At 35.9% G+C, this 26,048-nt stretch carries 24 protein-coding genes; 20 read left to right on the forward strand and 4 right to left on the reverse strand.

Features of this window, described 5'->3' with window-relative positions:
• Positions 1-114 precede the first annotated feature (114 nt).
• A complete protein-coding gene (locus FFM66_RS09805; protein WP_137605796.1) occupies positions 115-831 on the reverse strand; it encodes a GntR family transcriptional regulator in 717 nt (238 codons plus the stop codon).
• Positions 832-1,633: 802 nt separating this feature from the next.
• Between FFM66_RS09805 and FFM66_RS09810 the strand changes: the two genes are divergently transcribed.
• Genes FFM66_RS09810 through FFM66_RS09830 form a run of 5 tightly spaced genes read left to right on the forward strand, consistent with a single transcriptional unit; the run spans position 1,634 to position 6,019 of the window.
• Positions 1,634-3,400: a glycoside hydrolase family 35 protein gene (locus tag FFM66_RS09810; RefSeq protein ID WP_137605797.1), complete on the forward strand. Its 1,767-nt coding sequence runs from the start codon at positions 1,634-1,636 to the stop codon at positions 3,398-3,400.
• 20 nt (positions 3,401-3,420) lie between these two features.
• Positions 3,421-3,900 carry a PTS sugar transporter subunit IIB gene (locus FFM66_RS09815; RefSeq protein WP_137605798.1) on the forward strand — a complete coding sequence of 160 codons (480 nt, stop codon included), beginning with the start codon at positions 3,421-3,423 and terminating at the stop codon, positions 3,898-3,900.
• Between the two features lie 13 nt (positions 3,901-3,913).
• Complete coding sequence (locus FFM66_RS09820) at positions 3,914-4,807, forward strand: PTS mannose/fructose/sorbose/N-acetylgalactosamine transporter subunit IIC (RefSeq protein WP_137605822.1); 894 nt, start codon at positions 3,914-3,916, stop codon at positions 4,805-4,807.
• Positions 4,794-5,603, forward strand: coding sequence for a PTS system mannose/fructose/sorbose family transporter subunit IID (locus FFM66_RS09825; protein ID WP_137605799.1), 810 nt, complete (start codon positions 4,794-4,796; stop codon positions 5,601-5,603). The genes FFM66_RS09820 and FFM66_RS09825 overlap by 14 nt, the downstream gene beginning before the upstream one ends.
• A gap of 14 nt (positions 5,604-5,617) precedes the next feature.
• On the forward strand, positions 5,618-6,019 hold the full coding sequence (locus FFM66_RS09830; RefSeq protein WP_137605800.1) for a PTS sugar transporter subunit IIA: 402 nt from the start codon (positions 5,618-5,620) through the stop codon (positions 6,017-6,019).
• Between the two features lie 120 nt (positions 6,020-6,139).
• Here the strand turns inward: FFM66_RS09830 and FFM66_RS09835 are convergent, their stop codons facing one another.
• On the reverse strand, positions 6,140-7,054 hold the full coding sequence (locus FFM66_RS09835) for an ArsR/SmtB family transcription factor (RefSeq protein WP_137605801.1): 915 nt from the start codon (positions 7,052-7,054) through the stop codon (positions 6,140-6,142).
• Between the two features lie 243 nt (positions 7,055-7,297).
• Between FFM66_RS09835 and FFM66_RS09840 the strand changes: the two genes are divergently transcribed.
• The 7 genes from FFM66_RS09840 (at position 7,298) to FFM66_RS09870 (ending at position 15,357) form a co-directional block, all read left to right on the forward strand.
• Positions 7,298-8,578, forward strand: coding sequence for an extracellular solute-binding protein (locus FFM66_RS09840; RefSeq protein WP_171000832.1), 1,281 nt, complete (start codon positions 7,298-7,300; stop codon positions 8,576-8,578).
• A gap of 225 nt (positions 8,579-8,803) precedes the next feature.
• Positions 8,804-9,718, forward strand: a complete 915-nt coding sequence (locus FFM66_RS09845; protein ID WP_137605824.1) for a carbohydrate ABC transporter permease — start codon at positions 8,804-8,806, stop codon at positions 9,716-9,718.
• Positions 9,719-9,734: 16 nt separating this feature from the next.
• On the forward strand, positions 9,735-10,577 hold the full coding sequence (locus FFM66_RS09850; protein WP_246038438.1) for a carbohydrate ABC transporter permease: 843 nt from the start codon (positions 9,735-9,737) through the stop codon (positions 10,575-10,577).
• A gap of 8 nt (positions 10,578-10,585) precedes the next feature.
• A complete protein-coding gene (locus FFM66_RS09855; RefSeq protein WP_137605802.1) occupies positions 10,586-11,017 on the forward strand; it encodes a hypothetical protein in 432 nt (143 codons plus the stop codon).
• A gap of 212 nt (positions 11,018-11,229) precedes the next feature.
• Entirely contained in the window at positions 11,230-13,035 is a 1,806-nt protein-coding gene (locus tag FFM66_RS09860) for a glycoside hydrolase family 2 protein (protein WP_048603612.1), read from the forward strand.
• A gap of 91 nt (positions 13,036-13,126) precedes the next feature.
• Positions 13,127-14,896: a glycoside hydrolase family 2 protein gene (locus FFM66_RS09865; protein WP_137605803.1), complete on the forward strand. Its 1,770-nt coding sequence runs from the start codon at positions 13,127-13,129 to the stop codon at positions 14,894-14,896.
• Positions 14,897-15,126: 230 nt separating this feature from the next.
• A complete protein-coding gene (locus tag FFM66_RS09870; RefSeq protein WP_137605804.1) occupies positions 15,127-15,357 on the forward strand; it encodes a hypothetical protein in 231 nt (76 codons plus the stop codon).
• A 440-nt stretch (positions 15,358-15,797) separates the two neighbouring features.
• On the opposite strand, the gene FFM66_RS09875 is transcribed toward FFM66_RS09870, so the two are convergent.
• The gene (locus FFM66_RS09875; RefSeq protein WP_048603609.1) at positions 15,798-16,232 is read right to left on the reverse strand and encodes a PTS sugar transporter subunit IIA; all 435 of its coding nucleotides are present in this window, start codon (positions 16,230-16,232) and stop codon (positions 15,798-15,800) included.
• A gap of 231 nt (positions 16,233-16,463) precedes the next feature.
• Here FFM66_RS09875 and FFM66_RS09880 point away from each other — a divergent pair, with 231 nt between their 5' ends.
• The 8 genes from FFM66_RS09880 to FFM66_RS09915 all read left to right on the forward strand — a co-directional run bounded on the left by FFM66_RS09880 (position 16,464) and on the right by FFM66_RS09915 (position 24,018).
• Entirely contained in the window at positions 16,464-17,216 is a 753-nt protein-coding gene (locus FFM66_RS09880) for a GntR family transcriptional regulator (RefSeq protein WP_137605805.1), read from the forward strand.
• A gap of 6 nt (positions 17,217-17,222) precedes the next feature.
• Entirely contained in the window at positions 17,223-18,410 is a 1,188-nt protein-coding gene (locus FFM66_RS09885) for a glycoside hydrolase family 88 protein (RefSeq protein WP_137605806.1), read from the forward strand.
• A gap of 31 nt (positions 18,411-18,441) precedes the next feature.
• On the forward strand, positions 18,442-18,942 hold the full coding sequence (locus tag FFM66_RS09890; RefSeq protein WP_137605807.1) for a PTS sugar transporter subunit IIB: 501 nt from the start codon (positions 18,442-18,444) through the stop codon (positions 18,940-18,942).
• A gap of 13 nt (positions 18,943-18,955) precedes the next feature.
• Entirely contained in the window at positions 18,956-19,786 is an 831-nt protein-coding gene (locus FFM66_RS09895; RefSeq protein ID WP_048603605.1) for a PTS mannose/fructose/sorbose/N-acetylgalactosamine transporter subunit IIC, read from the forward strand.
• A complete protein-coding gene (locus FFM66_RS09900; RefSeq protein ID WP_048603604.1) occupies positions 19,776-20,591 on the forward strand; it encodes a PTS system mannose/fructose/sorbose family transporter subunit IID in 816 nt (271 codons plus the stop codon). The genes FFM66_RS09895 and FFM66_RS09900 overlap by 11 nt, the downstream gene beginning before the upstream one ends.
• A gap of 114 nt (positions 20,592-20,705) precedes the next feature.
• Positions 20,706-22,628: a heparinase II/III domain-containing protein gene (locus tag FFM66_RS09905; protein WP_171000833.1), complete on the forward strand. Its 1,923-nt coding sequence runs from the start codon at positions 20,706-20,708 to the stop codon at positions 22,626-22,628.
• A gap of 15 nt (positions 22,629-22,643) precedes the next feature.
• Positions 22,644-23,486 carry a hypothetical protein gene (locus FFM66_RS09910; protein WP_137605809.1) on the forward strand — a complete coding sequence of 281 codons (843 nt, stop codon included), beginning with the start codon at positions 22,644-22,646 and terminating at the stop codon, positions 23,484-23,486.
• Between the two features lie 172 nt (positions 23,487-23,658).
• Positions 23,659-24,018, forward strand: a complete 360-nt coding sequence (locus tag FFM66_RS09915) for an HIRAN domain-containing protein (protein ID WP_137605810.1) — start codon at positions 23,659-23,661, stop codon at positions 24,016-24,018.
• A gap of 162 nt (positions 24,019-24,180) precedes the next feature.
• Here the strand turns inward: FFM66_RS09915 and FFM66_RS09920 are convergent, their stop codons facing one another.
• Positions 24,181-26,025, reverse strand: a complete 1,845-nt coding sequence (locus FFM66_RS09920; protein WP_137605811.1) for a DUF2264 domain-containing protein — start codon at positions 26,023-26,025, stop codon at positions 24,181-24,183.
• Positions 26,026-26,048 lie beyond the last annotated feature (23 nt).

Raw genomic sequence — 26,048 nt, forward strand, 5'->3', positions numbered from 1 at the left:
AGCGCCTTTAGACGCTGGCTAGTAACGGGGGCTTACAGCCCCAGAGCAAACCACCCGTTTGACGGGTGGTTATGATTATATGTTGTATTTGGAAATTATTGCGGGGAAAATTACTTACTTTCCATAGTCCACCGAAGAAAACTCAATTTTATAGAAATCCCACCGTTTATAAGTTTCTACATATTCTGCAATTTGTCGACTGATACTCAGTGTTGTGCTTTTTACTTGAAAAACGGTAGGAGCATGACTATCAATTTGTAATAATTCAGCTACATCTTTAGGGGTCGGAAATCTTATTTCGTTGGTTTCTGCAGATAGTTCCTCATTCATGTGGATATTAAAATCATCACGAAATCGTTGGTAAATCGAGTTGTAATAGGAAAAGTCAGGATAATCCTTGCGAATGAATTGTTCTGGAACAAAGGATTTGTGATAGATATAGGGAACACCATCAGCTGTCCGTAATCTTCGAATACAGTAATAATAGTCTGAGGATCGCAAGTTCAACTTCTTTCTGTAAATGAGATCATTTCCTTTTTCGATTGATAAGACCTTCACTTCATCCTTATCGATAGGAAATAACTCGATATCAGAAAATTCAACAAGCTTTCCTTTTCGAGATCGGGAAACAAATGTTCCTTTTCCTTGATAGCGCACAAGGTATCCCTCTTGCGCTAGTTCCTTAATAGCACGAATTACAGTGATAGAGCTAGCATCGTACATTGTTATCAATTCTGCTTCTGTGTAGAAACGATCGCCATTTTCGAATCTTCCAGATTTTATTTGTTGCTGAAGATCGTTTTTGATTTGTTGGTATTTAGGTACTTTCATTAGATCACCTCTTTTCCGTTTTTCAACCATCAACGGTTTAGTAATTATCTATACTTTTATAGTATAGCAGATAACAAAAGAAACGAAAAAGTTATTTAGCATTTTGTATTTTTTGAAATAGTCTCCAACATATGACTAGTTATCTACACGTAATTCATCTGTAATCTGCGAATTATTCAGAGGAGTAGATAAAAGGTCTGTACCCGAAAACTTGTGAATATTTATTGTAGAGACATCAATTAAATAATTAGTTTGAATTAAATCAAAAATACTCTTTTAGTCAAGTATATTTTCTAGAAAAACTACTGGGAAAATGCATTACGTCAAAGTCGGTGAGTAGCTCATTTGTCTTCATCAATTCCTTTAAAAATTGTGGTGAATCTGGGATTATCTGTAAATTTATGAAAAAGCTTTCCGAGTTTTTTTAGTTGAAACATCAAATCCTGAATTCCGGAAAAATGGTAGTTGTATATCTGATGTCAATAGATTATTTTGTTAAATTTTAGTGAAAAATCTTATTGAGCGTTTGTAAGGTAGCCACAAAAAATGCGGCGATAACATCATCTATAGAGATAGCAATTCTCATAATAGTTTCTCCTGATAAAAAGCTTTACTACTATTAATTAATATAGTAATTTTCTAGAAAAAAGCAAAGAAAATCAGTCAATCTAAAATTAGATAGATGGCAATAAGAGTGTCAGAATGAGTCTGCATTTTTTTAAGATGTAGTATTGACAAATACGAATTACCAATTTAATATATTAACATATAGTAAACGCTTACTAAAGATGGGGGATTCAAAGTGACAACGTTTGAAATAAAAAAGGATTTTCTGTTGAATGGAAGGCCCTTTAAAATACTATCTGGAGCGATTCATTACTTTCGAATACATCCGGATGACTGGTACCACTCTCTATACAATTTAAAAGCATTAGGATTCAACACTGTTGAGACTTATATTCCTTGGAACTTACACGAGGCAAACAAAGGAATCTTTCGTTTTGATAAAGGGCTAGATATCGAACATTTTATTCGAACAGCTGAAGAAATTGGATTGTATGTGATTATCCGACCATCTCCATATATTTGTGCAGAATGGGAGTTTGGCGGATTTCCAGCATGGCTGTTAGAAGAAGACTGTAAAATCCGTACATCAGATCCAGTTTATTTGCAACATGTAAAAAATTATTATCAAATTTTGTTTGAAAAATTGATACCATTACAAATCACGCATGATGGCCCTATTATCATGATGCAAATTGAGAATGAATATGGTTCATTTGGAGAAGAAAAAGAATATTTATTTTCATTACATGAAATGATGAAAAATTTTGGGGTAGATGTTCCATTCTTCACGTCTGATGGATCTTGGCGTGCAACACTGAAAGCAGGTAGCATGATTGGACAAGATATTCTGCCAACGGGTAATTTTGGCTCTCATGGAAAAGAAAATTTTCAGGCATTACATGAATTTTATAAAACCAATGGGAAAGATTGGCCTTTGATGTGTATGGAATTTTGGGATGGATGGTTCAATCGCTGGGGAGAGCCGATTGTAAAGAGAGAGACAACCGAATTAGTGGCTGCTTTGCGAGAAGTTATTGGACTTGGTAGTGTGAATCTTTATATGTTTCATGGAGGAACAAATTTTGGATTTATGAACGGTTGTTCTGCACGAAAAGCGATTGATCTTCCTCAAATAACTTCTTATGATTACGGTGCGCCCCTTGATGAACAGGGAAATCCTACCAAAAAGTATTTTGCAATAAAAAAAATGCTTCGCAATATTCTGCCAGAACTCCCTCAAACAGAACCCTTAGTAAAAAAAACATTTAGCAAAGAAAAGATCCCGTTAACAAATAAGGTAGATTTGTTTCAGGTTATTGATCAAGTCAGTGACAGAATTGAAACAATTTATCCAAAAACGATGGAAGGGTTACATCACTACTATGGATATATTCTTTACCGGACGTTCCTTGAAAAGGATGCACCAAATGAACGCTATCGAATTATTGATGGGCGCGATCGAGCACAAATTTATTTGAACGAAGAATATCTTACTACACAATATCAAGAAGAAATTGGAGAAGATATTCTAGTAACGGCGCCGTTTGAAAATAATCAACTGGATATACTGATGGAAAATATGGGTCGAGTGAACTATGGACATAAACTTTTTGCAGATACACAAAGAAAAGGGATTCGAACCGGTGTTATGTCAGATCTACATTTTATAACAAATTGGCAGCAATATTTGATAGATTTTACTCGAATCTCTGCTCTTGATTTTTCTAAATTGTGGCGTGAAGGATTACCAGCATTTTACCAATTTACGTTTGAACTGATTGAAAATGAGGATACATTTATCGATTTGCACTCTTTTGGAAAAGGTGTTGTTTTAGTTAACGGACATAATCTTGGCAGATTTTGGGACAAGGGACCAACGCAATCACTTTATATCCCCAAAGGATTTCTAAATTTGGGGATAAATACGATTATAATTTTTGAAACAGAAGGAAGGTATGCAGATGAAATCAATTTAAGTTCCGAAGCGCTATTCATATTATGAGAAAAGAGGAGAAGAGAGTAATGAGCATTATTGGAGTAAGAATTGATGGCAGACTAATCCATGGTCAAGTAGCTAATTTATGGTCAAATAAGTTAAATATCACACGAATCATGGTGGTTGATGATAGAGTAGCAGTGGATGCAATTGAAAAAAGCGGATTAAAGTTGGCAACGCCAGCAGGAGTCAAATTAAGTGTATTACCGATTGAAAAAGCTGCGACGAATATTCTTGCAGGTAAATACGATTCTCAACGATTATTGGTGATTGCTAGAAATCCCGAACCTGTATTGTCATTAGTAAAAATGGGCGTTCCAATAACAGAGATTAACGTTGGGAACATGTCTCAAACAAATGAGACCAGAGCTATAACAAAATCAATCAATGTAGTGGATAAAGATGTCGATGAGTTTAAAGAATTAAATGCACTAGGAGTTCGATTAATTGCACAAATGGTACCAAGTGATAAAGCAGAAAACTTTATCAATCTTTTAAAAAAATAGGAGGTAATGTATGATGGATATATTTTGGTGGCAGATATTATTATTATCATTATATGCAGGGTATCAAATTCTCGATGAGTTACAACTTTATTCAGCAATGAATTCACCTGTTTTTGCTGGTTTGTTTTCTGGACTTGTGATGGGTGATATCAAAGCTGGGCTAATCATCGGCGGTAGTATGCAGCTAACCGTTTTAGGTGTAGGAACTTTCGGTGGAGCTTCAAAAATCGATGCCAATTCTGGAACAGTTTTGGCAACTGCATTTTCGGTTGGCCTGGGTATGAATCCCGAACAAGCAATCGCTGCTATTGCAGTACCAGTAGCAAGTTTGATGATTCAAATGGATATATTAGGTCGTTTTGCAAATACGTTCTTTGCTCATCGAATCGACAAAAAAATTGATGAGATGGATTATAAGGGTATTGAACGAAATTTCCTATTTGGCGCAATTCCTTGGGCCTTTTCTAGAATGCTTCCAGTATTTCTAGCTTTAGCTTTTGGCGGAGGGCTTGTAGAAAAAGTTGTTGCATACTTAAATGGTGACTTGAAGTGGTTAGGAGACGGATTGTCTGTCGCTGGTGCGGTATTACCAGCTGTCGGTTTTGCAATTCTACTGCGTTACTTGCCAGTAAAAAAACATTTTCCTTATTTAGTTTTGGGTTTTGTAATTACTGCTTTGTTAACGACAGTTTTTGGAAATATCCAACTTTTGGGTTCAGGAGTTGCTTCAGTCGTTAAAGATTTTGGTGGAGTTTTTAATGGATTATCAATGTTAGCAATTGCTTTGATTGGTTTTGCCTTCGCAGCTATTAGTTATAAGAATAGCAATCATTACTCTGGATCTGTTTCACAAAACAATGGAATAAACGAGTCAACTGAGGGGGAAATTGAAGATGACGAAATCTAACTATAAATTGACCAAGCAAGATTTTAAACAAATCAATCGCAGAAGTCTCTTTGGCTTTCAATTGGGCTGGAATTACGAACGGATGCAAGGATCAGGGTATCTATATACCATTTTACCCCAGTTGCGAAAAATCTATGGTGATGGAACTAACGAATTAAAGGAAATGCTTCGTGCTCATACACAATTTTTTAATACTTCAAACTTTTTTAATACGATTGTCACTGGAATTGACTTAGCAATCGAGGAAAAACAAGGAATTGATGGAAAGGATACAGTAAGTGGGCTAAAGGCTGGTTTGATGGGACCATTTGCTGCAATCGGTGATTCGATTTTTGGTGCATTAATTCCAACAATTTTTGGTGCATTGGCGGCAAATATGGCCATCAATGGTAATCCGACCGGAATATTTATTTGGATTTTAGCACAAATTGCTGTTATGATTTTTCGATGGAAACAATTGGAATTTGCTTATAAAGAAGGAATCTCTTTAGTTACTACAATGCAAAGTCGTCTAACTGCAATGACTGATGCTGCAACTTTGTTAGGAGTATTTATGGTAGGAGCATTGGTTGCTACTATGGTCAATGTAAAATTTGCATGGGCACCTAATATTGGTGATGTGTCATTGAATATTCAAAATAGTTTGGACATGATATTACCTCGTTTGTTACCAGCGGTAATTGTCGGTGTAGTGTACTGGATGCTGGGCAAGAAAAATATTACCTCAACAAAAGCAATTTTCATTGTATTAATTGTCTCAGTTGCGTTATCAGCACTTGGCGTAATCTCTAAGTAGAAAGAGTGGGATAGATGAATGAATATTTGATTTTAATCAGTCATGGTTTTTTGTGTACTGAACTAAAAAAAAGTGTAGAGATGATTATGGGGTCGCAAGCAATGATTCATGCTATACCCTTGTTACCTTCAGAAGGACAAGCAGATTTTTTAGCCAAGTTTAAAAAAGAAACTGAAGATATTACCTCGTTTACTGTTTTTGCTGACTTGATGGGAGGAACTCCTTGCAATGTTGCGGCAAAATTAATACTAACAGGAGAAAAGTTTGATCTCTATGCAGGAATGAATATGCCGATGATTATTGATTTTATTAATAGTCAAATGATGGCTGTAAAATCAGATTTTGTAGTAGCGGCAAAAGAAAGTATCGTATATGTTAATGAAATAATACTGAATCAAGAAGATGCCGAGGAATAGATAAATAAAACAGCAGCGCTTAAGTATAATTTTTTGATATACTTAGCAGCTGCTGTTTTATGCACTAAAAAAGGTAGCTAAATATTGATATTCTCATTAAAGAAGTGAGGACAATGAAAACTATTCCTTATCTAAATAATAAGTGTTGATAATGATATCTTGGTTGTGATTTCCGAATCCCTTCCCAAAAAGAGTCATTCCACCTTTATTGGTTGCATCTGGTTCCACAGCTAAACGGAGTTTAATGAAGGGCTGCTTATTTAGCTCCAAGTCGTCAATTGTAATAGGAGAGTATGCTTCGCCATCAATACCAGTGTCAATTTTGTTAATTCGTATATGTTTTAATAAACCATATTGGCTAAAATTGTCATCCCACCATTTTGGCGTATAGCGTCCACGGGTATCAGAAAAATTACCGGGAACGGTATAGACGGCTACTAAAATGTCATTTACATAAATTGAAATATCACTAGGCCAAACATTATTGGATAGAGGAAATTCTGAAGCAATTTCAAAAATGATTTCTAGCATGTTGGGTTCTTCATATTCTGCCAACATGTTTGGAATTTTATATTCTACAAAGCCTTCATTGAACCACAATAAACCGGCATCCACCCGGCGAGCATCCATAAAGTATTTTGGATCATCTGCTTTACCAACCACTTCTTTTACTGTAGCCAGTCCACAGGTAGGAATAACAGAAAAGTCTACAAAATGTCCTAATTTCAAATGAGTTTGATGTAATTGATAACCTAGGTATATTTTTTCTGGAAATGTAATGTGGATATCATCAATTTTCAAGAAAATCATTTTTTTATTTCTGTTCGCACCTACTCCGCGTTCGGAATTAAGCAATCCGGCATCTTCCATCTGTTGAACGTGACGGGTGACAATTGCATTACTCATACCAAGGTATTCGGCAATTTCGCCAATACTTTTTTTTCTATTTCCGATAAAATTTAAAATTTTTAGGCGTGTCTCACTGGCTAAACATTCATAGACGGGCAAGGAATGAGGTTCTAAGTCTAGTTCCATGATAATTGCATCTCCTTTTAACTAAAAAGTAAAACGATTATATGTTTTCTTTATTATAGTACGTAACACGTTTAACTGTAAAGTTGTTTTTGGTAAACTTCTGTATAAAGCCGTTGACAGCGCTTGCAAATGTTGATAATTTATATATGTACTCAGATATATGAGCGAAAATATACTTATTGGTTAAATTGGCAAAAAAGTTTTTTGTATAATTTAACTAATAAGTAAAATGGAGGGAAAGAAATGAACATCAAGAAATTAGCGGGAGCGGTATTGTTAACTGGTGCAAGTTTTATGTTACTGACAGGTTGTGGTGGAGGAAGTTCAAGTTCTGGAGGATCTTCAAGCAACAGCAAAAATGAAATTACTTTTTGGAATCCGTTTGTTGGTGCTGATGGTGACAATATGAAAAAGATGATTGACGATTACAACAAAACCAATCCAGATTTCAAAGTTAAAAACGTCTCTCTTAAAGAATCTGACATGTACACTAAAATTCCTACGGTTGTGAACTCAGGCAAGAATATTCCTGATTTGAATATTGTTCATGCTGAACGTATCAAGCAGTACAAAGATAACGATATGTTGGAAACTTATGACAATATTTTGAAAGATTTTCCGGATATTAACGAGGATAATTACGTATCTGAAGCATGGAATTTAGGTGAAATTGATGGTGTTCGTTACAGCGTACCTTTAGATATCCATAGCTGGGGTGTTTATTACAACAAAGAATTATTGAATAAGTATTTACCAACGGCGCTAGATGACAATATTATTACTTTTGATGAAATTGAAGAAATTGGTGAGAAAGCAGAAGCAGATGGAGTACGGGGACTAGGAATCACTTGGGCAAAACCAAACTTCCTTTCGTTGTTCTTGCAAGAAGGTGGACAACTAACCGAAGATGGTACCACGCCAACATTAGATACGGATGCTACAAAGAAAGCAATGCAACGTTATGCTGATATGTATAAAGAAAAGTTGACGACGAGAGATGGAGAAGATCCTGCGCAGCTATTCCTAGCCGGTAAGATGGTGCTTTATCCAGAAGGGATTTGGATGCGTAATCAAGTAAAAGAAGCTAAGTTTGAGTGGGGATTAACAAACTCGCCACAATTAAGTGAAGATCTTTCAACTGCTGTTAACTGGGCATCTTCCCACCAATTTGTAATGTTTAAGAATAAAGATCGCTCCGAAGAAAAGACAGAAGGTATCATGGAATTCTTAGAATGGGTACGGACAAACTCTTTAGAATGGGCGAAAGCGGGTCAAAACCCAGCAACATTAGATCTGTTAGATAATAGTGAATATACAGATATGGAACAATCTTTCTTCTTGAGTACACCGGAAGAACAGGCAACCTTGAAAATCTTTGATTACAAATATAACGGATACGTGGCGGAATATCTAGATGCCCATGCACTAGACGTTGTATTTGGTAAAATGACAGTTGATGATTTTGCAGCAAATATGCAAAAAGAAGTAGCGGACAAAGTAGCCAAAGACAGCTCTGGAAAGTAAGACTGTTCAAGGAAACTTAGTCTGAGGTAGAAAACTCCAAACTATATCAAAATAGGGAATCTACAGTCTTAAAGGAGATTGATAAATAGATTGATATTTAGATAGTTTGGGGTATTTCTGTCTTTGAGAAACATACTATGGAGTAACTTCAGGATTTATCCTAGGCCATCCTACGACTAGATTGGTCTCCGTACACATGAATGGAAAGGAAATAAAAACTATATGATGGCGACGAATAGTAATACGTCTATAGCTTCAAACACAGGGAAGCATGGACACAAAAAGCTGATACCTTGGTTATTTATTGCACCACATCTAATTATTTTTACCATTTTCTTTTTGATTCCGGTTGTCTTCGGAATTTATGTATCGTTCACTGATTGGGATTTATTCGGTTCTCCAACTTTTATTGGACTGGATAACTATAAGGAATTGTTTTTTAATAAAGATTCCACTTTCTATGAGCAGTTGCGTATTGGATTAGTAAACACGTTTAAGTTTGTTCTTTTCTCCGTACCGTTTTGTATTGCAGTTCCTTTACTTTTAGCGGCGGCTTTAAATACAAAACCAAAACTTGGAAAAATATTTCAATCAATTTTCTACATGCCCTCTTTATTTGCCATTTCGGCAGTTGTAATCATTTGGACATTAATTTTTAATGTTAACTATGGTCCAATTAATACCATGTTGAACTCCGATATTCCTTGGACCAGTACTCAACCCTATGCTTGGGTGACGTTAGTCGTAATCACAGTATGGTGGACGATTGGAGGAAATATGGTCATCTATCAAGCAGCTTTGAATGGAATATCAAAAGACTTTTATGAAGCAGCAGATATTGACGGAGCCAGTTCTTTTCAAAAATTTATGAAAATTACTTTACCAGCCATCAAAGGGCAGATTCTTTATACCTTGGTAATGACTACTATTGCTCAGTTTAATATCTATGGACAACCGTTGATGCTGACAGGTGGTGGCCCAACCAACTCTACTCGTGTACTTTTGATGTATATCCAACAAAATGCTTTTGGTTCAGGTCAATCTATTGCTGGAATTGCATCGGCTATGGCAGTTATTTTAGGGATTTGTATTATGATTGTGTCGGCGATTCAGTTTAAATTGTTACGAAAAGAAGATTAGGAGGGAATTTAAGGTGATAAAACATAAAAAAATATCAGTTCCACAGATAGTGGCTTTTTTATTCTTGCTAGCCATGGCTTGCATTTGGATTATACCACTAGCCTATGGAGTGCTGACTTCCTTTAAGTCAGAAATGGAATTAATGACATCTGGATTTAAAATTATGCCAATCGAATGGGTGTTGACAAATTATCAAGAACTGTTGATGAATAATACGAGTACACCTTTGGTTCGTTGGTTTATGAATTCACTGGTCATCTCTGTTTCTCATACTGTGTTGGTATTGGTTGTTGTATCCCTATCTGCCTTTGCTTACAGTCGTTTGCAGTTTAAAGGGAAGAACGCTTTATTCTCATTTTTACTGGCCACTATGATGTTTCCCAGTGTGGTGAATTTGATTCCTTTGTATAAGATTGTTGATATTTTAGGTTGGGTCAACACTCCTCTTGCAATGATTGTACCTGGAGCAGCTGGCGTTTTTAATATTTTCTTGGTGAAACAATTTATGGATAACATCCCTAAAGACTTTGATGAGGCAGCTCAAATTGATGGTGCAAGTGAAGGAACGATTTTCTTTCGTATTATATTACCTCTAATTAAGCCAGTTTTACTTGTTGTTGCGTTGTTTGCTTTTACTGGTTCATGGAATGATTTTCTCTGGCCATCTATTGTTTTTAATGACATTGAAAAAATGCCGATAACCTCTGGCTTACAATTGCTACAGGGAATGTATGCTGCCAAACCTACTTTATTAATGGCTGGAGCTTTAATTGCTATCGTCCCAACCTTTATCCTGTATCTATTTGCACAGAAATACTTTTTACAATCTATGTCATTGTCTGCTGGTGTGAAAGGATGAGTTAGAAAATGAATCGAAAAGTAGAACGACGAATGATGACTGTTATGGGAATTTGGCAAATTATTGATGGCTTAATGACTATTTTGTATTTTGGGTTTTATAAACTTGCTCCTCTCAGTGGTAAGATGGGGGTGCATGCAAGCGATCAAGCGGTTCAATCTTTCAATAGCAGTATGTTCACTTTAACCTGTACCTTTGGTTCATTATTAATTGGATTAGGAATTTTTAACCTAATAATAGCCAAACGTTACCTAAAGAATGGTCAACTAGCTAAAAAATTTGGCTTTTTCTTTTTAGGACAGGGTTTATTCTCCTATTTTATTTTAGACATTCCTTCTGTGATATTAGGAATTGCAGCTGGTGTCGTTTATTTTGCCAAAACCAGAGCATTAAAGCGTGCTGTTTGTGTTAATGGTCAGGTCAGTATTGAACGAAAATGATGTGTAACAATTTTAGGATAGAGACACCTAGTACAATTTTTATGAAAAAAGTAACAAAGTGTGACTCTTTTATACAAACTATCATGGTAATAGACAAGTCGAATTGGAGAAGCTACTAACAATTTGGAGAAATAAACTTTTTCAGATGGGTAAATGAAGCTTCCTAGTCAGACTTCGATTTTATGACCATTTATGGAAGGAAGTAAAATTAAATGAGAAATGAGTACCCCCGCCCGCAGTTTGTAAGAGAAAACTGGTTGAGTTTGAATGGTCAGTGGGCATTTGCTTTTGATGATGAAAATTTGGGGAAACGCGAAAAATGGTTTTCTGAGTCAATAGAATTTAATCAAAAAATTCAGGTTCCTTTTGTTTATCAAGCAAAGTTAAGTGGTATTAATAGCCAGGAAATTCACGACATTGTTTGGTATAAAAAAGAATTTGAATGGTCAGTAAAAAAGAACAGTCGATGCTTATTACATTTTGGAGCAGTCGATTACCAGGCAGAAGTATATGTAAACGGTTTACTCGCAGGAGTTCACGTTGGTGGACATACATCTTTTACATTAGATATTACAGATTTAGTGAAAGATTCCGACAATCAGCTAACTGTTCGTGTTGAAGATTTTCATGACAGTGAAGAAATCCCGAGAGGAAAACAGTTTTGGCAATCAAAATCTGCGGGTATCTGGTATACCAATACTGTAGGTATCTGGCAATCCGTTTGGTTAGAGCCAGTGAACAAATCATATATTGAAACAGTGAAATATACTCCGGATCTTGATGAGGGAACGGTAGAAATCGCTGTGAAAGTAAACCAACCGACGAAAAATTTGTTACTTAAATATCAAATCTTCTTCAAAAAGGAATTATTGACGGAAGACACAGTCAAAGGAATAGGAAAAGAAGTTCATCGTAAAATAGATATCTATAGCAAAAAAATCTTCCGTAGCAATTTTCATGATAATGGTTGGACTTGGTCCCCGGACAGTCCTAATTTATTTGACGTTCAATTGGTTTTGATGGATCAACAAGAAAATTTGTTAGATAAAGTAACTTCTTATTTTGGTATGCGAAAAGTCCACACAGAAAATGGAATGGTTTTTTTAAACAATCATCCGTTCTATCAAAAACTGGTGTTGGATCAAGGGTATTGGCCAGAAGGGCTGTTGACAGCTCCGACTGATGAAGATTTCAAAAAAGACATTCAATTGTCTAAGGATATGGGTTTTAATGGCTGTCGGAAGCATCAAAAAGTGGAGGATCCCCGTTTCTTATATTGGGCTGACCAAATGGGGTACATCGTTTGGGGGGAATGCGCTTCTACTGTGTCTTATTCCACTAGTGCTGTAGCTAATTTAACTAAAGAATGGCTTGAAATTGTAGAACGAGATTACAATCATCCTTCAATTTTGACTTGGGTACCGTTAAATGAAAGCTGGGGAATCCCAGAAGTTCACCATGATAAGCAGCAGCAGAACTTCTCGCAAGGTATTTATCATCTTCTTCACGCATTAGATCGTACACGTTTGGTAATTTCTAATGATGGTTGGGAAATGACTGATACGGACATCTGTGCTATCCACAATTATTCTCATGGGCAAAAAGCAGAAATTAAAAAATATCAACATTTCAAGGATACACTAGCTAATGTAGAGGGATTGATTCATATGCCTCCCGGTAAATGGTCAATATTTGCAGATGGTTTTGAATATCAAGGGCAGCCAATTCTTCTGACAGAATTTGGCGGTATCGGTTATAAAGTTGGCGGACAAGTTGGTTGGGGCTATACCACTGTAGAAAATGAAGAGCAATATTTAGAAGACTATAGTCGTATTATGGAGGCGATTTATGCTTCAAAAGCATTATGGGGTTATTGTTATACACAACTTACAGATGTAGAACAAGAGATCAACGGTTTGTTGACTTATGATCGTCAGCCTAAGGTCAATTTGGCACGAATAAAAGAAATCAATGATCAATATTTTCCAGAAAGAATAAATCTACGAGGACAATGGTAATGTGCAATTAGAACTATGTCATATAACATGATTGATAAAATAAATTAGTAATGAGAAAAATCAAAGAATCGATAGGGAGCGTACGACAAACATGATGGTAAAACGAAAACTTCATCCCCGTCCACAATTTATTCGAGAAAATTGGACTTCATTGGATGGACAATGGGACTTCAAGTTTGATGATAAGAATATTGGATTATTGGAGCACTGGCAGAAGGGATTTTCTAAAGAGCAAACGATTATTGTTCCATTTACTTATGAAACGAAGGCTAGTGGAATTCATAAAGAAGAACAACACTCGGTGGTTTGGTATCAGAAAAATTTTAAGGTAGAACAAGCAGATAAACTGTTGACGCTGAACTTTGAAGGGGTGGATTACGAAACTACTGTATGGATAAATGGTCATTTGGTAGGGGCTCACCGTGGAGCTTATGAACGATTTTCATTTGATATTTCTCGCTGGGTTACAGCTGGTGAAAACTTAATTACCTTAAGGGCGGAAGATTCATTGGATTGTGAACAACCTAGAGGAAAGCAACGATGGAAAAAAGACAATTTTGGTTGCTGGTATGTACAAACTACTGGGATATGGAAATCTGTTTGGTTAGAAGAGCGTATGACGTCTGTTTCACTGGAGTTGGTGAAAATCACACCAGATTTAGATGCAGATCAAGTAGTCTTTCGGCCTAGAGTTCTTTCGCCTATAGACCTTGAAGAAAAATTAGTTTTTGAAGCAATAGTGACGTTTTCAGGAGAAGTCATTAATAGAATTCGAGGCAGTTTGAATCAAAATATGCAAGCTTTTGCGCTTGATACCCGACTTAGAGAAGATCCTTGTTGGGGAACCAAAGTTTGGTGGCCGAATGAACCAAATCTCTATGATGTTACCTTCCGACTTTATAATGAAAAAGGTAATCTATTAGATGAAATAAGCAGCTATTTCGGAATGCGTAAGATACATATTCAAAATGGGCAAGTTTTGCTGAATAATACTACCTTGTATCAACGATTAATTTTGGATCAAGGCTATTGGCCCGAATCTTCCATCACACCACCGTCAGTTGAAGCTTTGGAGGTAGATATTCACCGTATCAAAGAATTGGGTTATAATGGCTTGCGAAAACACCAAAAATTAGAAGATGAGCGTTTCTTGTATCTGTGTGATGTCATGGGTATGTTGGTATGGAGTGAAATGCCTTCTACGTATACTTTTAATGATATTGCTATGGAGAATTTTATTGCTGAGTGGCAGGCAATTGTGAAACAATACTACAACCATCCAAGCATTATCACATGGGTGCCGTTTAATGAATCATGGGGAATCAAAGATATTGCCCATAACAAAGAACAACAGGCTTTTACTGAAACCGTTTATCATCTGACGAAGGCCTACGATAAAGAACGTCCAGTGATTACCAATGACGGATGGGTCCACACAATTTCTGATATTTTAACTCTTCATGACTATGAAGAGTATGGAGAGGTGCTGGCTGCACGCTATGCGGACAAAGATGCCATAGTCAATAATGATATTCAATTCAATAAAGATTTTTACGCTTTTGCAGATGGCTATAACTATCAAGATCAACCAATCATTATTTCTGAATTTGGTGGGATTGCTTTCTCAACTTCAAAAAAAGAGGAATGGGGTTATGGTCATCAAGTGAAAAATGACGAGGAATTTATGGATCGTTTTGATAAAGTCCATCAAGCGGTGCAAGATTTACCTTATGTGGTCGGCTATTGTTATACTCAACTGACAGACGTAGAACAAGAAATAAACGGTCTGTTAGATGTCAATCGGAAACCTAAACTAGCAGTTCCCCAAATTGCAGCAATTAATGAACGTCGCCTAAAATAACGGATTGTTAGCAATGGGACTGAAATATAGATAGAGCCACTGACCTGTGTCGCTGGCTCTATTTGAAAAGAGGATTTTCATATTATTTGAAAAAATATCGGGAGATAATATGTGTTGAAGGGATTGTGATAGCTGATGGTATGGATATTTCCACAAAATATAGAAGCGATTTCTAAGATACTAGATATGGAATAGTCTAATAAGAAATTTTTAGCATCAATGTGAAGCAAATGAGTTCAGGATTTCTGATGGAAATGGGCTTAGGAAGTAAATGGCTAGATATCAAAAAAGATATTATGAATTTCAAAGTTTTGGTCACTATAATGATAAGGAATATAAAAGAGAAGGTGGAGGAAACTAAAGATGCGAATGTGGAGCTGATCTTTCGAGTTGTTTCAGAAGTGCTAGAAAATAATCATGATAGGGCAATAGTACTAAATATGCAACAAACCCTATATTGAAATCACATGGAATGATTTTTGGACCTGGGCATAATAGTATAGTTGTCACATCTGATACTGATAACCAACTATTTTGTGTATTTCACGCATTTATAGATTATGAAAAAGAGATGGGAATCGGCAAATTTATATCTACCAAAGGGCATTCGAGAACAATAGAATCCGAATAAAAAGTCTTTAGATAGCAGGGTAAAGTTTGGAACGATGGATAATTTCATGGTAAAAATATGAACATACAACCTTAAAATTAATTCAGTTAGCATTATAGGCTCATGGATTTTTACTTCTAGCTAACTTGTTCAATAACTAATATATGAAATTAACAACTAAATTTATAATTTTTGTAAGTAGAATCAAGTTTTTTGTTTTTTTTCATTTTTTATAAATAAAACTAACCTCCTAAGTACATCACTAAATCGTACTTAGGAGGTTAGTCGTATTTAAATGCCGTTTTCGTCGATTTCTGATTCTTCCTCATGATTTAACTGCATGTGAATGATTCCTTGCTTACCGGTTTCAACTAATTGAGGAATCAATTGTTCGGAACTTTCCTGAAAAATTCGGCTACCTAAAAATTCCAAAAGAATCGGTAAGTTAGTTCCAGCGATAACTTCAACATTTTTCATGTGCTGAGTGAGTAACATCGCAGTTTTAAATGGGGTTCCGCCTAACAAATCAGTAAAAACAATTACTTCTTTACAGTTTTCCACACACTTCTCAATACTTTTCTGTAGATTCTGTTCAAATAGTTTTGGGTCCATTTCAGCTTCGAATGGAATCAAATCTAAATTTTCCTGCGGTCCAGTTATCATCTGTGCGGCCCCAGATAGTCCTGGAGCAAAGCTACCATGTCCGGTTAAAATACATCCAATCATTGTATACCTCCAATTTTTATTCAATTCTAAAAGTAAAACATTCTGAATTAATCGTCTATGTTTTTTGCAAGTTAACACGCTAAGTTTTCGAGCATATTATTACTATAGACAAAATTAGTTAAAAAGTAAATGGCTAAATTATCCTATTTTTTCGAAATAAAGGGTTTACAAAAAGTTGTAAAGGGATTATTATCTAATCAGTAAGTTAACACGTTAAGTTGGAGGCTAGTTATGTTACCGAAATATGAAATGATAAAAAATGATTTGATTGCAGCAATTGATTCAGGAAAATTTCAGCCGGGAGAAAAGATTTACTCGGAAGGCGAATTAAAAAAAATCTATCAAGTTAGTAGTACGACTGTTGTAAGAGCTCTACAGGACCTAGTGTTAAGTGGCTATCTTATTCGTAAACAAGGGGAAGGAACTTTTGTCAGAAAAAATTATCGTCATAAAAAGGTGTATTTTGATGAAGGTGGACCTTTAGTTTCGAAGAAAGAACAAGAAGATAGTTTTTCAAATGTTGTGGAAAAAACGTCGACCTCTGTTAATACAAATATAAGAAATAAACGAATAGAACAGTACTTAAATGGTAGCGGTAAGGGATTAACTCAGGTAGTGCAATTGGCGACGATTGATTCCTTTGTTTGGAAAATTCAAATTCGCTATGTCTTATCAGATCTGTTAAGCGATGAAGCAGTGGACAAGTTAAAAAAAGGTGGAAGTTTATCTAAAGAACTAAAGCTTGAGTACAACTTAACTACATTGCCAATGAAAGCTGATATCAAGTTTAAATTACTTGCTCAAACAGCAGAAACAATTCAGATGATTGATAGAGAAATACAAGAAGTAAATTGGCCAATAAATTTACCAGTCGTAACAATTGATCGTGTTTCATTCGATGATAACGGAAAACCAATCGAATTTTCCAACACAATCATTCATCATAATTACTATTCGATAGAAATTGAATCTGAAGGGATGTAACAAAGAATGACAGCAATTAGCAAGGAGAAATTGATTAATAGTCAGCGCTTTTTTAACAACGGATTATTAACAAAGGAAAAAGTGGAAGGAGCAATTCAAGAAGCTTTAGAAAAAATTGATCGTAATATGAATAAATTGGGAGAACGATTCCCAACGCCAGCTACAAAAAATAATACTTATGAACCAATTGATAATATAGAATGGACTACAGGTTTTTGGACAGGAATGCTTTGGTTGGCCTATGAATACTCTAAAGATGAGAAATATCGTAAATTAGCGGAAAAGCAAGTAGTCAGCTTTCATCATCGTATTAAAGAAAATATTGAAGTAGAACATCATGATTTAGGCTTTTTGTATTCACTCTCTTGTGTTAGCGCCTACAAAATCACCGGAATGGAATTGGCAAAAGAAGCGGCGTTAATGGCAGCCGATAAATTAATTACTCGGTACCAAGTAAAGGGTGGGTTCATCCAAGCTTGGGGAGAATTAGGAGCAAAAGATAACTATCGCTTGATCGTTGATTGTTTACTGAATATTCCTTTACTTTATTGGGCGAGTGAAGTTACTGGCGATGAAAAGTATAACAAAATTGCTGATAATCACTATAAAGCAACGATCGATTACGCCATACGGGAAGATGCTTCAGCTTATCACACCTTTTATTTTGAACCTGAAACCGGCAAGCCATTAATGGGAAAAACGCGCCAAGGTTATTCGGATGATTCTAGTTGGGCTCGAGGCCAAAGCTGGTTGATTTATGGTATCGGCTTAAACTACTTTTACCATAAAAAAGAATCTGATATTTCGGTATATGAAGCTGTAACAAATTACTTTTTAAATAGATTACCAAAGGATTTTATTTGCTACTGGGATTTAATTTTTGATGAAACATCTCAGCAATCACGTGATTCTTCAGCAACTGCAATTGCCGTTTGTGGCATGAATTTAATGAATCAATTTTTACCAGAAACAAATGAGTATAAGTTGACCTACACTTACGCACAACACAGCATGTTGGCAAGTCTGATTGAAAACTATACAGAGTCTAATGGAAATGGAATCCTACCATTGATTAATCATGGTGTTTACTCATGGCATTCTGGAAAAGGAGTGGATGAAGGAAATATTTGGGGAGATTACTATTATTTAGAAGCGCTGGTTCGATTCTACAAAGATTGGGAAATGTATTGGTAACAAGAAAAAATAAATTTTTAAGGAGAGCATCATGGAAAATAAACCAAATGTAAAAATGGTCCGGATCGACGAACGATTGATCCACGGACAAGGGCAGTTGTGGATTAAAAGCTTAGGTGTGAATTTGGTGATCTGTGCAAATGATAAAGTTTCTGAGGACAGTATTCAGCAAACACTAATGAAAACGGTTGTACCTAAGGAGGTGAGTGTTAGATTCTGGACAATCGAACGTACAGCAAAGGTTATTTGGAAAGCAGCACCTACACAAACGATATTTGTCGTCGTTTCCTCAACGGAAGATGCACTTAAGTTAGCGGAATTTGGTTTTCCTTTGCAAGAATTAAATGTTGGAAATATTCATGCTGCAGAAGGAAAAGAAAAAGTATCTCAATTCATTTATCTAGGGGAGGAGGATAAACGAAACCTTCGTAAATTACGGGATGAGTATCAAGTAACCTTCAATACCAAAACATCCCCAGTATCGAACGATGGAGCACAATCTTTGGAAACATTGGAAAAAACTTTAAAATAAAAGGAGAAAAGCAATGGACATCTCAATTTTTCAAGCCATTATGATTGGATTAGTAACAGCGTTTTGTTACGCTGGACAGCTTTTAGGAATTTATACAAACCGTGCATTAGTTATGTCTTTCTTTGTCGGAGTTATTCTTGGAGACATTCCAACGGCTCTTGCAATGGGAGCACTCGCAGAACTTGCTTATATGGGATTTGGTGTTGGTGCTGGAGGAACGGTTCCCCCAAACCCAGTTGGTCCTGGTATTGTTGGGACAATCATGGCAATCACCATGAAAGATCAAGGCGTTACACCAGAATCAGCATTGGCACTATCTTTTCCGTTTGCCGTGTTGTTTCAGTTAGTGACGACAGCTCTGTATACCGTTTTTTCAGGAACAACGAAAAATGCAAAACAATTAATTGCGGAAGGAAAATACAACAAATATAATTGGCTGGCAAATTCGACATTTATCGGATTTTTGATTTCTGGTTTTATCATTGGAATCTTGGCAGCAGTTAGTCGTCCAGGACTCCAAGCGTTTGTTGAAGCTTTACCAGATTGGTTAGTCACTGGGTTTTCTGTAGCGGGTGGTTTGATTCCCGCCATTGGATTTGCCATGATTATGTCTGTCATGTTAGAAAAAGATCTGACTCCTTACGTCTTATTAGGTTATGTTTGTGCAGCTTACCTCGAATTACCAACAATGGCGATTGCATTGGTAGGTACGGTCTTTGCTTTGATTAGCTACTACAACAAAGAAAAAGAAAAAAAGACTACTGGTGTTCAAGAGAAACCAGCGACACCAACTTACAATGATTTGTCACATATAGATGAGGAGGACTTTACTGATGGAATCTAGAGAACCAAAATTAACCTCAAAAGATTATCTTAAAACATCATTGCGCTCTTATTTTTTGCAGAATGGGTTTAATTATAATGCTTATCAAGGTGTCAGCTATTTGTTCACAATCTTACCAGCATTGAAAAAAATCTATAAAGATGAACCTGAAAAATTGAAAGAAACTGCGGCAGCAAATATTGAATTTTACAATACTAATCCACAGATGGTTCCATTTATTACAAGTATGCAATTAGCCATGTATGATCATGGAGAAGATGTGGAGAATGCACGGAGCATCAAGATGGCGCTGATGGGTCCATTATCCGGTATCGGTGATTCGATTGCACAGTTTGGACTAGCTCCACTATTTTCTACAATTTTTGCCGGAATGGCATTAGACGGACTGGGATTTGCGCCTATGGGGTTCTGGTTTGCAATGATTGCTTCTATGCTGACAATTAAAATTGCTATGGGATATTTTGGCTATAAATTGGGGACAAGTGTTATTGATACCCTAAGTGACAAAATTAGTCACATTTCAGCAGCTGCAAACATTATTGGGGTTACAGTTATTGCCGGATTAGCAACATCATTTGTAAAAGCAAATGTTGCAATCAAATATTCGACAAAACTTGCCAGTGGAGAGGATCAAGTAGTTGCAATTCAAGACATTCTAGACAAAATCATGCCTAAATTGTTACCAGCTATTTTGACAATTGGTGTTTATTACTTGGTTAAAAAGAAAAAATGGAGTACGTATCGCTTGTTACTACTTTTATTTGCAATCGGTATTTTAGGTTCAGCATTAGGTATTTTAGGATAGGTGTGTACAAGAAGCTGAAATCAATGGATTTCAGCTTCTTGTACTTTATAAAGTGACTATATGGAAGGATTTAAGTAGTGACGTGTTGACAAAAGAGAAATGAAGGAGAATAACATGAATTTTCAAGTTATTGAAATGTACCATCAGTCTTTTTTTGAAGAGAAAGAGCTAAAGCAATATCAACTAGAACATTCAAAATTTATTGATGGAATCTCTCGAAGATGTGAGTATCTATTGAAGGATAAAATTATTTTTACCGATTCACTGGATATGGAAGCAGTGAATGTTCCTTATAATCTTTGCTATAACAATTTACTAAAAACTCCAAATGGTGATCCAGAGTGGATATACATGGTTAGTCGCAATGGTTTTTTGGTTGATTTGGCTCTTATGTATCGATTGACAAACGAAGAAAAATATTTGGAAAAATGGAAGGAACTACTACTTACATTTACAGAATGGCTGTTAGAGGACAATCCAGCTCTTTGGCGAAATTTAGATGTTGGATTAAGGTTGAGTAGTTGGGTAAAAAGTTGTATTTATTTAGGAGATCTTTCTAAAATTTTTACACCAACAGAAATAAAAAAAATAAAGAACAGTTTTTTGAATCAAACGATGTATTTGGAAACCAGCTTTATTGACAAAAATTATTTGAGTAATTGGGGTGTCTTGGCAATTACTGGATTGCTAAATGTAGCACAGCTACTTCCTGATATAGTGACTAAAAAAACGGAGAATTGGGCGTGGTCTGTTTTGTCACATGAGATGGCCCTTCAATTTTATCAAGACGGGATACATTGGGAGCAAAGTCCAATGTATCATCATGAGGTCGTTGTGAGTGTGTTACAATTGTGGTTGAATAAACAATATACGGGATGTTATTTTCCGAAAGGTATTCTTCACTATTTGAAAAAGGCAATTCAAGCGGCGCATTATTATTGTGATAGCAATGGAAAACTCCTTTCATTAAATGACAGTGATGCAGTGGATTTTTCGTACATCTACAGTATCTATTCGTTGTGTGGCTTTTTACCTCGGATTACGTCTCATAATGAAGAGAAAATTCAAGTGGGTTATCTTTATACAGGTACCAAAATAACTCATCTTGTTCAAGAATCACTACCAATTAGTTTTGATGAGATAGATAGCGGGTTTATGGCGTATAAAGAAGATACGACCTTTATTACTCTTTTTAATGGTCGTCATGGTAGTGGACATGGTCACGCAGCATTGGGTAGCTTGAGTATTCTACTGAAAAATCAAGAATTAATTGTGGATCCAGGAAGATATACTTATCGTGAGGATTCAAAGCTGCGTATTCAATTAAAATCAGAAGAAAGCCACAGTTCTATAATGATCGACCAAAAACCAAGTACTCGCATCAACGGTTCTTGGGGATATGATGAAATGGGAACTCCTCTGGCTTCAAATACGAAGAATAGCAAGGATTTAACAGAATTTATAGCTGTTTGGAGTGGTTGGATTTCTGAAAATCAGCTTGCTATTTTTAAGAGAAAAATAGTTATTTTAAAAGAAGCTTCTATTGTGATTGTCATCAATACGGTTGAGTGTCCAGGAAACCATAGATTAGCGGCATATTATCAATTAGCGCCACAAATAGAAGTGTTGAAGCAGGAGGAATTATTATTTGATAAAACATCTTATCAAATTTTTTTCAGTGAAAATCAGAAGGAATCTGTAGAGAAAGGAATTTATTCGGAGAAATATAATCAGTTAATAGAAAATAAGCGAATTGTATTGATGAGTGAATTTAAAGATCGTTCAGTTACTTATGAGGTATTCTATGATGCTGAGCAATACAAGATAGAATCTTTGCATTGTTATCAAAACAAAGCGGATGAACCAGCAAAGGCCGAACAGATTCTGGGAATCAGTATTCAACACAACCAATCAAGTCAACTATATGAGTACTACTATTCAGCATTTGATACATTTCGTGGAGATAAATTATATCACAGTGAAACTGGGCGAATGATCTACGGAGAATCGAATTTTTTTAAAGAAAATAGGAAATAAAAAGGTGGGCAAAACATGACTAAAATTACAATTAGTATTTTTAATCATAAGGGCGATATAAAAAAAGTTGAAAAAAAATCTGGAGAAGAAATATTATATCATCAAATGCAAGCTACTGGAACAGATGAAGTATCCCTGGCGACAAGAAATTTGAAGTACGAGGATGGAGACAAAATTGTAGTGAACTTAGATAAAAAAAATGTCTTTCTTATTGCCAAGCTAGATGAAACTCTTGATACCTCATTGATTTATTTAAAAGATCAGCTTTGGGAATATTCGATTTCAAAAGACTCGGAACAAGTGAAAGCAGGACCTATGCATCGTTTTTCAACGGGAGATCATGTACTAAGTATCCGAACTGCGACAAGCGAAGAAATTTCTAGCTATCGTAATTTGGCATTGAATCCTCATGATCAGAAGGAATTTAACGGTGCCTATCCTCACGCTTTTGCAAATGTAGAAACTCGAAATGATGCGACTTTTTTTGCTTGTAATGCGATTGATGGAGTATTTGCTAATCATTCCCACGGATCGTACCCTTTTCAGTCTTGGGGCATCAATCAACAAAAAGATGCTGCATTGACCATCGATTTTGGCAGAAAAGTTTGTCTTGATCAAGTAGTGTTTACTTTCCGAGCAGATTTTCCCCATGATAATTTTTGGGAACAGGTTTCGTTGATCTTTTCTGATGGATCAAAAGAAACTTTTCACACAAAGAAAACAGATCAACGACAAATGTTTTCGTTTTCTAAACGACAAGTTACCTCTGTTACTTTTACCGAGTTGAAACAATCAGAGGAAGAATCACCGTTTCCAGCTTTGACAGAAATTGAGTTGTTTGGAATAAATCAGGAATAAATTTAGCCGCACTTCATAAGAAATAGGAACTTGTCAGAGCGTTTTTGGAAAATACCATGCAAAAGCAAGTTACAATTTTGTAAAATTTCCCACACTATTAATCAATACCAGCTATTCGATTCTCAGAAATGGTGATACAATCAAGAAAAAGAAACCCGATGGAGGAATTTCAATGGTTAAAGGACACTACGAACGTTCGCGTTTTGTAATAGATTTTCATTTAGCAGCGTTTGCTTATTATGACGGATTGATGGTAATCGATGAACTAAGTTTGGGGCAGGTTGTTGAGCTTAAACCGGAGCCAGACAATCCCCATGATCCCAATGCAGTCGCAATTTACTACAAAGAACATAAAATTGGGTATGTTCCAGAAGCAAAAAATGATTTTTTAAGTACGATGCTGTATTTTGGTCACGGAGATATTTTTGAGGCACGAATTCAGGCAATGAACTTGCAGCAACATCCAGAGCGCCAGTTTCGGGTGGTTGTTTATGTGAAAGATGGACGAGAAAAAACTATGTTATCAGAGTAAGAAAGTCTATTTATCGAATAAAACTCTTTTAGATAAACGCAGGAAAGTTATTTTTTCGGGTGAAGTTTGTCTAGGAAAAGCGAAGTAAATAATGTTTAGATTACTTTTAAAAAGAACCAAATGACTCAGAGTATCAGTGAGGAATTTGGTTCTTTTTCTTGTCTATAATTCTTCAAGAATTACTTCTAAATTTTTCCTATAAATAGTAAAGATCAATTTATTTTGAGATAATTTAACGTTATCAAGATCAGGAATAGGCACCTCTCCGGCATTTCCTAGGCACGAAAGTAAAAGCAGATGTTTGCCGGGTATTAAATGAGTCGTTACGATGGGTAAGACAGTTCGATTAAAGAGTAAATTCGTATTAGGCTCCGGATTAGTTAATTCACATGTTAAACAAGGAGAGAAAGTTTGTATGCCTACAGTGCCGGCTGAACTATGGTAAAGAATTTTGTCGGATGCAGATTGAATTGTCTTTCCATCCAGCGGGGCAGAAAAACTTCCAGCTATTAAATGAATTGAGCGATTGGTTTCCACAAGATGTACACGAAAGTGCCAAGGATAGCATGGAATGATGAAACTTTTGATTACACAATCTGGATAGGGAACCCATTTTGAAAATACATAATTGTCATGGATTGCGTAATCTTCATAACCAAAGGCGGTTTTAAAGTGGGTCGTCGTTTCAGAGATAGCCAAAGTATTATCATATGCACCTTGTTTCGGCAATGTATTTCCTTTTTGTACACTGAAACCAAACGTAGTTGAATAGACAAATTTTTCATATTTGCTGTCTCCATGAGCATGCTCATGGGAGTGTTGTCCTGCAGTAAAAGCCTGTAATTCATTTCCATCATGACTATGAACTAACAGCATTCGGCTGTGGGTATTTTTTTGCTGTATAGGAAAGTCAGGTACTTGTTCTGGTAATTGCCAAAATGGATCAGTCTCTGGCAGTGCTAATAAAAGAAAATTTTTAAAGGACCAATAGGGAGAACCAGGGGCGTTATAGCCTTCAGCCATGACCAGATTAGGGTAGTAATAACCAATTGATAAGAAACCTTCTGAAGTAAAAATAGGTTGTTGAAACCAATTTCGCATGTTGTTTAGTATAAGATACTTTGCTTCTGAGGCCTGAAAATCAACAAAATCGATTCCTGAAAAGGCAGCAGCAGCAAAAAAGCTGGACTGAGCAAATCGATAGGTTAGACTACGACCAAACGGCAGTGCTGCACCAGTATTGGAGAACCAATTCTTAAAAGTTTGAGCAAAGATAGCTCCACGTTCTTGAAACGTTTTAACAAATGGGTGCGTCACATCAGAAGTCAGTTTGCTAAATAATAAACCGTAATATTGCATGCCAAAAGGAATGTAGTAATCAATTTGGTCCTCGTAACCATCGAAATACCAACCATCTGCTAAGTAATAAGTATCAATATGTGCAAGATCAGTTTCTATTTGTTCCTGTGAAAATCCTAGAGTTGTTTTTTCAAAAAAGGTATTGACTAAAATTCGGAAAAATAGCCAGTTTGTATTTGGTATAACATGATGATTAATTTGATCTAACCAATGATAAATTCTTTTTTTCTCTATTTCGGAGCAATGATCCCAGAAGAATTCCTTAGTCAAAATCAAGTAGGTGGCTAAGGCCCCCATTTCAACAAACAATTGATCATAATCATGTAGTTCACCCCAGTAAAAATCAGAATCAGGGTCTGTACCGATTAAAATACCTCTGTTTGCTTGATGAAAATAGTGAGAATACTTTTGGGTATTTTTAAAAGAGCTGCATAAAGGTCCCACACCCCAAAGTGTCCGCAAGAAACCTTCAATATCACGACGATCTTCGTCGTAGACTGATCCACTGTCACTGATGTGAAAACGTCCAGGTGTTTCTTGTAATGCCATGAGCTGATAGACAGGATCCAATAGATCGACTAAAGCTTGCTCCATGTCCTCACGGGTTTTCAAAGGATTTCTTTTCAAAGCTGTGTTAAATAAATTCATACCATTCACCTCAAATTATCTTA

This window comes from Enterococcus songbeiensis, from assembly GCF_005405265.1.
In the GTDB taxonomy this organism is placed as follows: Bacteria; Bacillota; Bacilli; order Lactobacillales; family Enterococcaceae; genus Enterococcus_C; species Enterococcus_C songbeiensis.

Bases quoted from the DNA above. Each gene is read 5' to 3' on its own strand.
- FFM66_RS09870 (WP_137605804.1), top strand. From the start codon at position 15,127: ATGAGTTCAGGATTTCTGATGGAAATGGGCTTAGGAAGTAAATGGCTA.
- FFM66_RS09910 (WP_137605809.1), top strand. From the start codon at position 22,644: ATGACTAAAATTACAATTAGTATTTTTAATCATAAGGGCGATATAAAA.
- FFM66_RS09880 (WP_137605805.1), top strand. From the start codon at position 16,464: ATGTTACCGAAATATGAAATGATAAAAAATGATTTGATTGCAGCAATT.
- FFM66_RS09845 (WP_137605824.1), top strand. From the start codon at position 8,804: ATGGCGACGAATAGTAATACGTCTATAGCTTCAAACACAGGGAAGCAT.
- FFM66_RS09915 (WP_137605810.1), top strand. From the start codon at position 23,659: ATGGTTAAAGGACACTACGAACGTTCGCGTTTTGTAATAGATTTTCAT.
- FFM66_RS09820 (WP_137605822.1), top strand. From the start codon at position 3,914: ATGGATATATTTTGGTGGCAGATATTATTATTATCATTATATGCAGGG.
- FFM66_RS09835 (WP_137605801.1), bottom strand. From the start codon at position 7,054: ATGGAACTAGACTTAGAACCTCATTCCTTGCCCGTCTATGAATGTTTA.
- FFM66_RS09895 (WP_048603605.1), top strand. From the start codon at position 18,956: ATGGACATCTCAATTTTTCAAGCCATTATGATTGGATTAGTAACAGCG.
- FFM66_RS09890 (WP_137605807.1), top strand. From the start codon at position 18,442: ATGGAAAATAAACCAAATGTAAAAATGGTCCGGATCGACGAACGATTG.
- FFM66_RS09830 (WP_137605800.1), top strand. From the start codon at position 5,618: ATGAATGAATATTTGATTTTAATCAGTCATGGTTTTTTGTGTACTGAA.
- FFM66_RS09885 (WP_137605806.1), top strand. From the start codon at position 17,223: ATGACAGCAATTAGCAAGGAGAAATTGATTAATAGTCAGCGCTTTTTT.
- FFM66_RS09900 (WP_048603604.1), top strand. From the start codon at position 19,776: ATGGAATCTAGAGAACCAAAATTAACCTCAAAAGATTATCTTAAAACA.
- FFM66_RS09920 (WP_137605811.1), bottom strand. From the start codon at position 26,025: ATGAATTTATTTAACACAGCTTTGAAAAGAAATCCTTTGAAAACCCGT.
- FFM66_RS09825 (WP_137605799.1), top strand. From the start codon at position 4,794: ATGACGAAATCTAACTATAAATTGACCAAGCAAGATTTTAAACAAATC.
- FFM66_RS09860 (WP_048603612.1), top strand. From the start codon at position 11,230: ATGAGAAATGAGTACCCCCGCCCGCAGTTTGTAAGAGAAAACTGGTTG.
- FFM66_RS09905 (WP_171000833.1), top strand. From the start codon at position 20,706: ATGAATTTTCAAGTTATTGAAATGTACCATCAGTCTTTTTTTGAAGAG.
- FFM66_RS09875 (WP_048603609.1), bottom strand. From the start codon at position 16,232: ATGATTGGATGTATTTTAACCGGACATGGTAGCTTTGCTCCAGGACTA.
- FFM66_RS09855 (WP_137605802.1), top strand. From the start codon at position 10,586: ATGAATCGAAAAGTAGAACGACGAATGATGACTGTTATGGGAATTTGG.
- FFM66_RS09840 (WP_171000832.1), top strand. From the start codon at position 7,298: ATGAACATCAAGAAATTAGCGGGAGCGGTATTGTTAACTGGTGCAAGT.
- FFM66_RS09805 (WP_137605796.1), bottom strand. From the start codon at position 831: ATGAAAGTACCTAAATACCAACAAATCAAAAACGATCTTCAGCAACAA.
- FFM66_RS09815 (WP_137605798.1), top strand. From the start codon at position 3,421: ATGAGCATTATTGGAGTAAGAATTGATGGCAGACTAATCCATGGTCAA.
- FFM66_RS09865 (WP_137605803.1), top strand. From the start codon at position 13,127: ATGATGGTAAAACGAAAACTTCATCCCCGTCCACAATTTATTCGAGAA.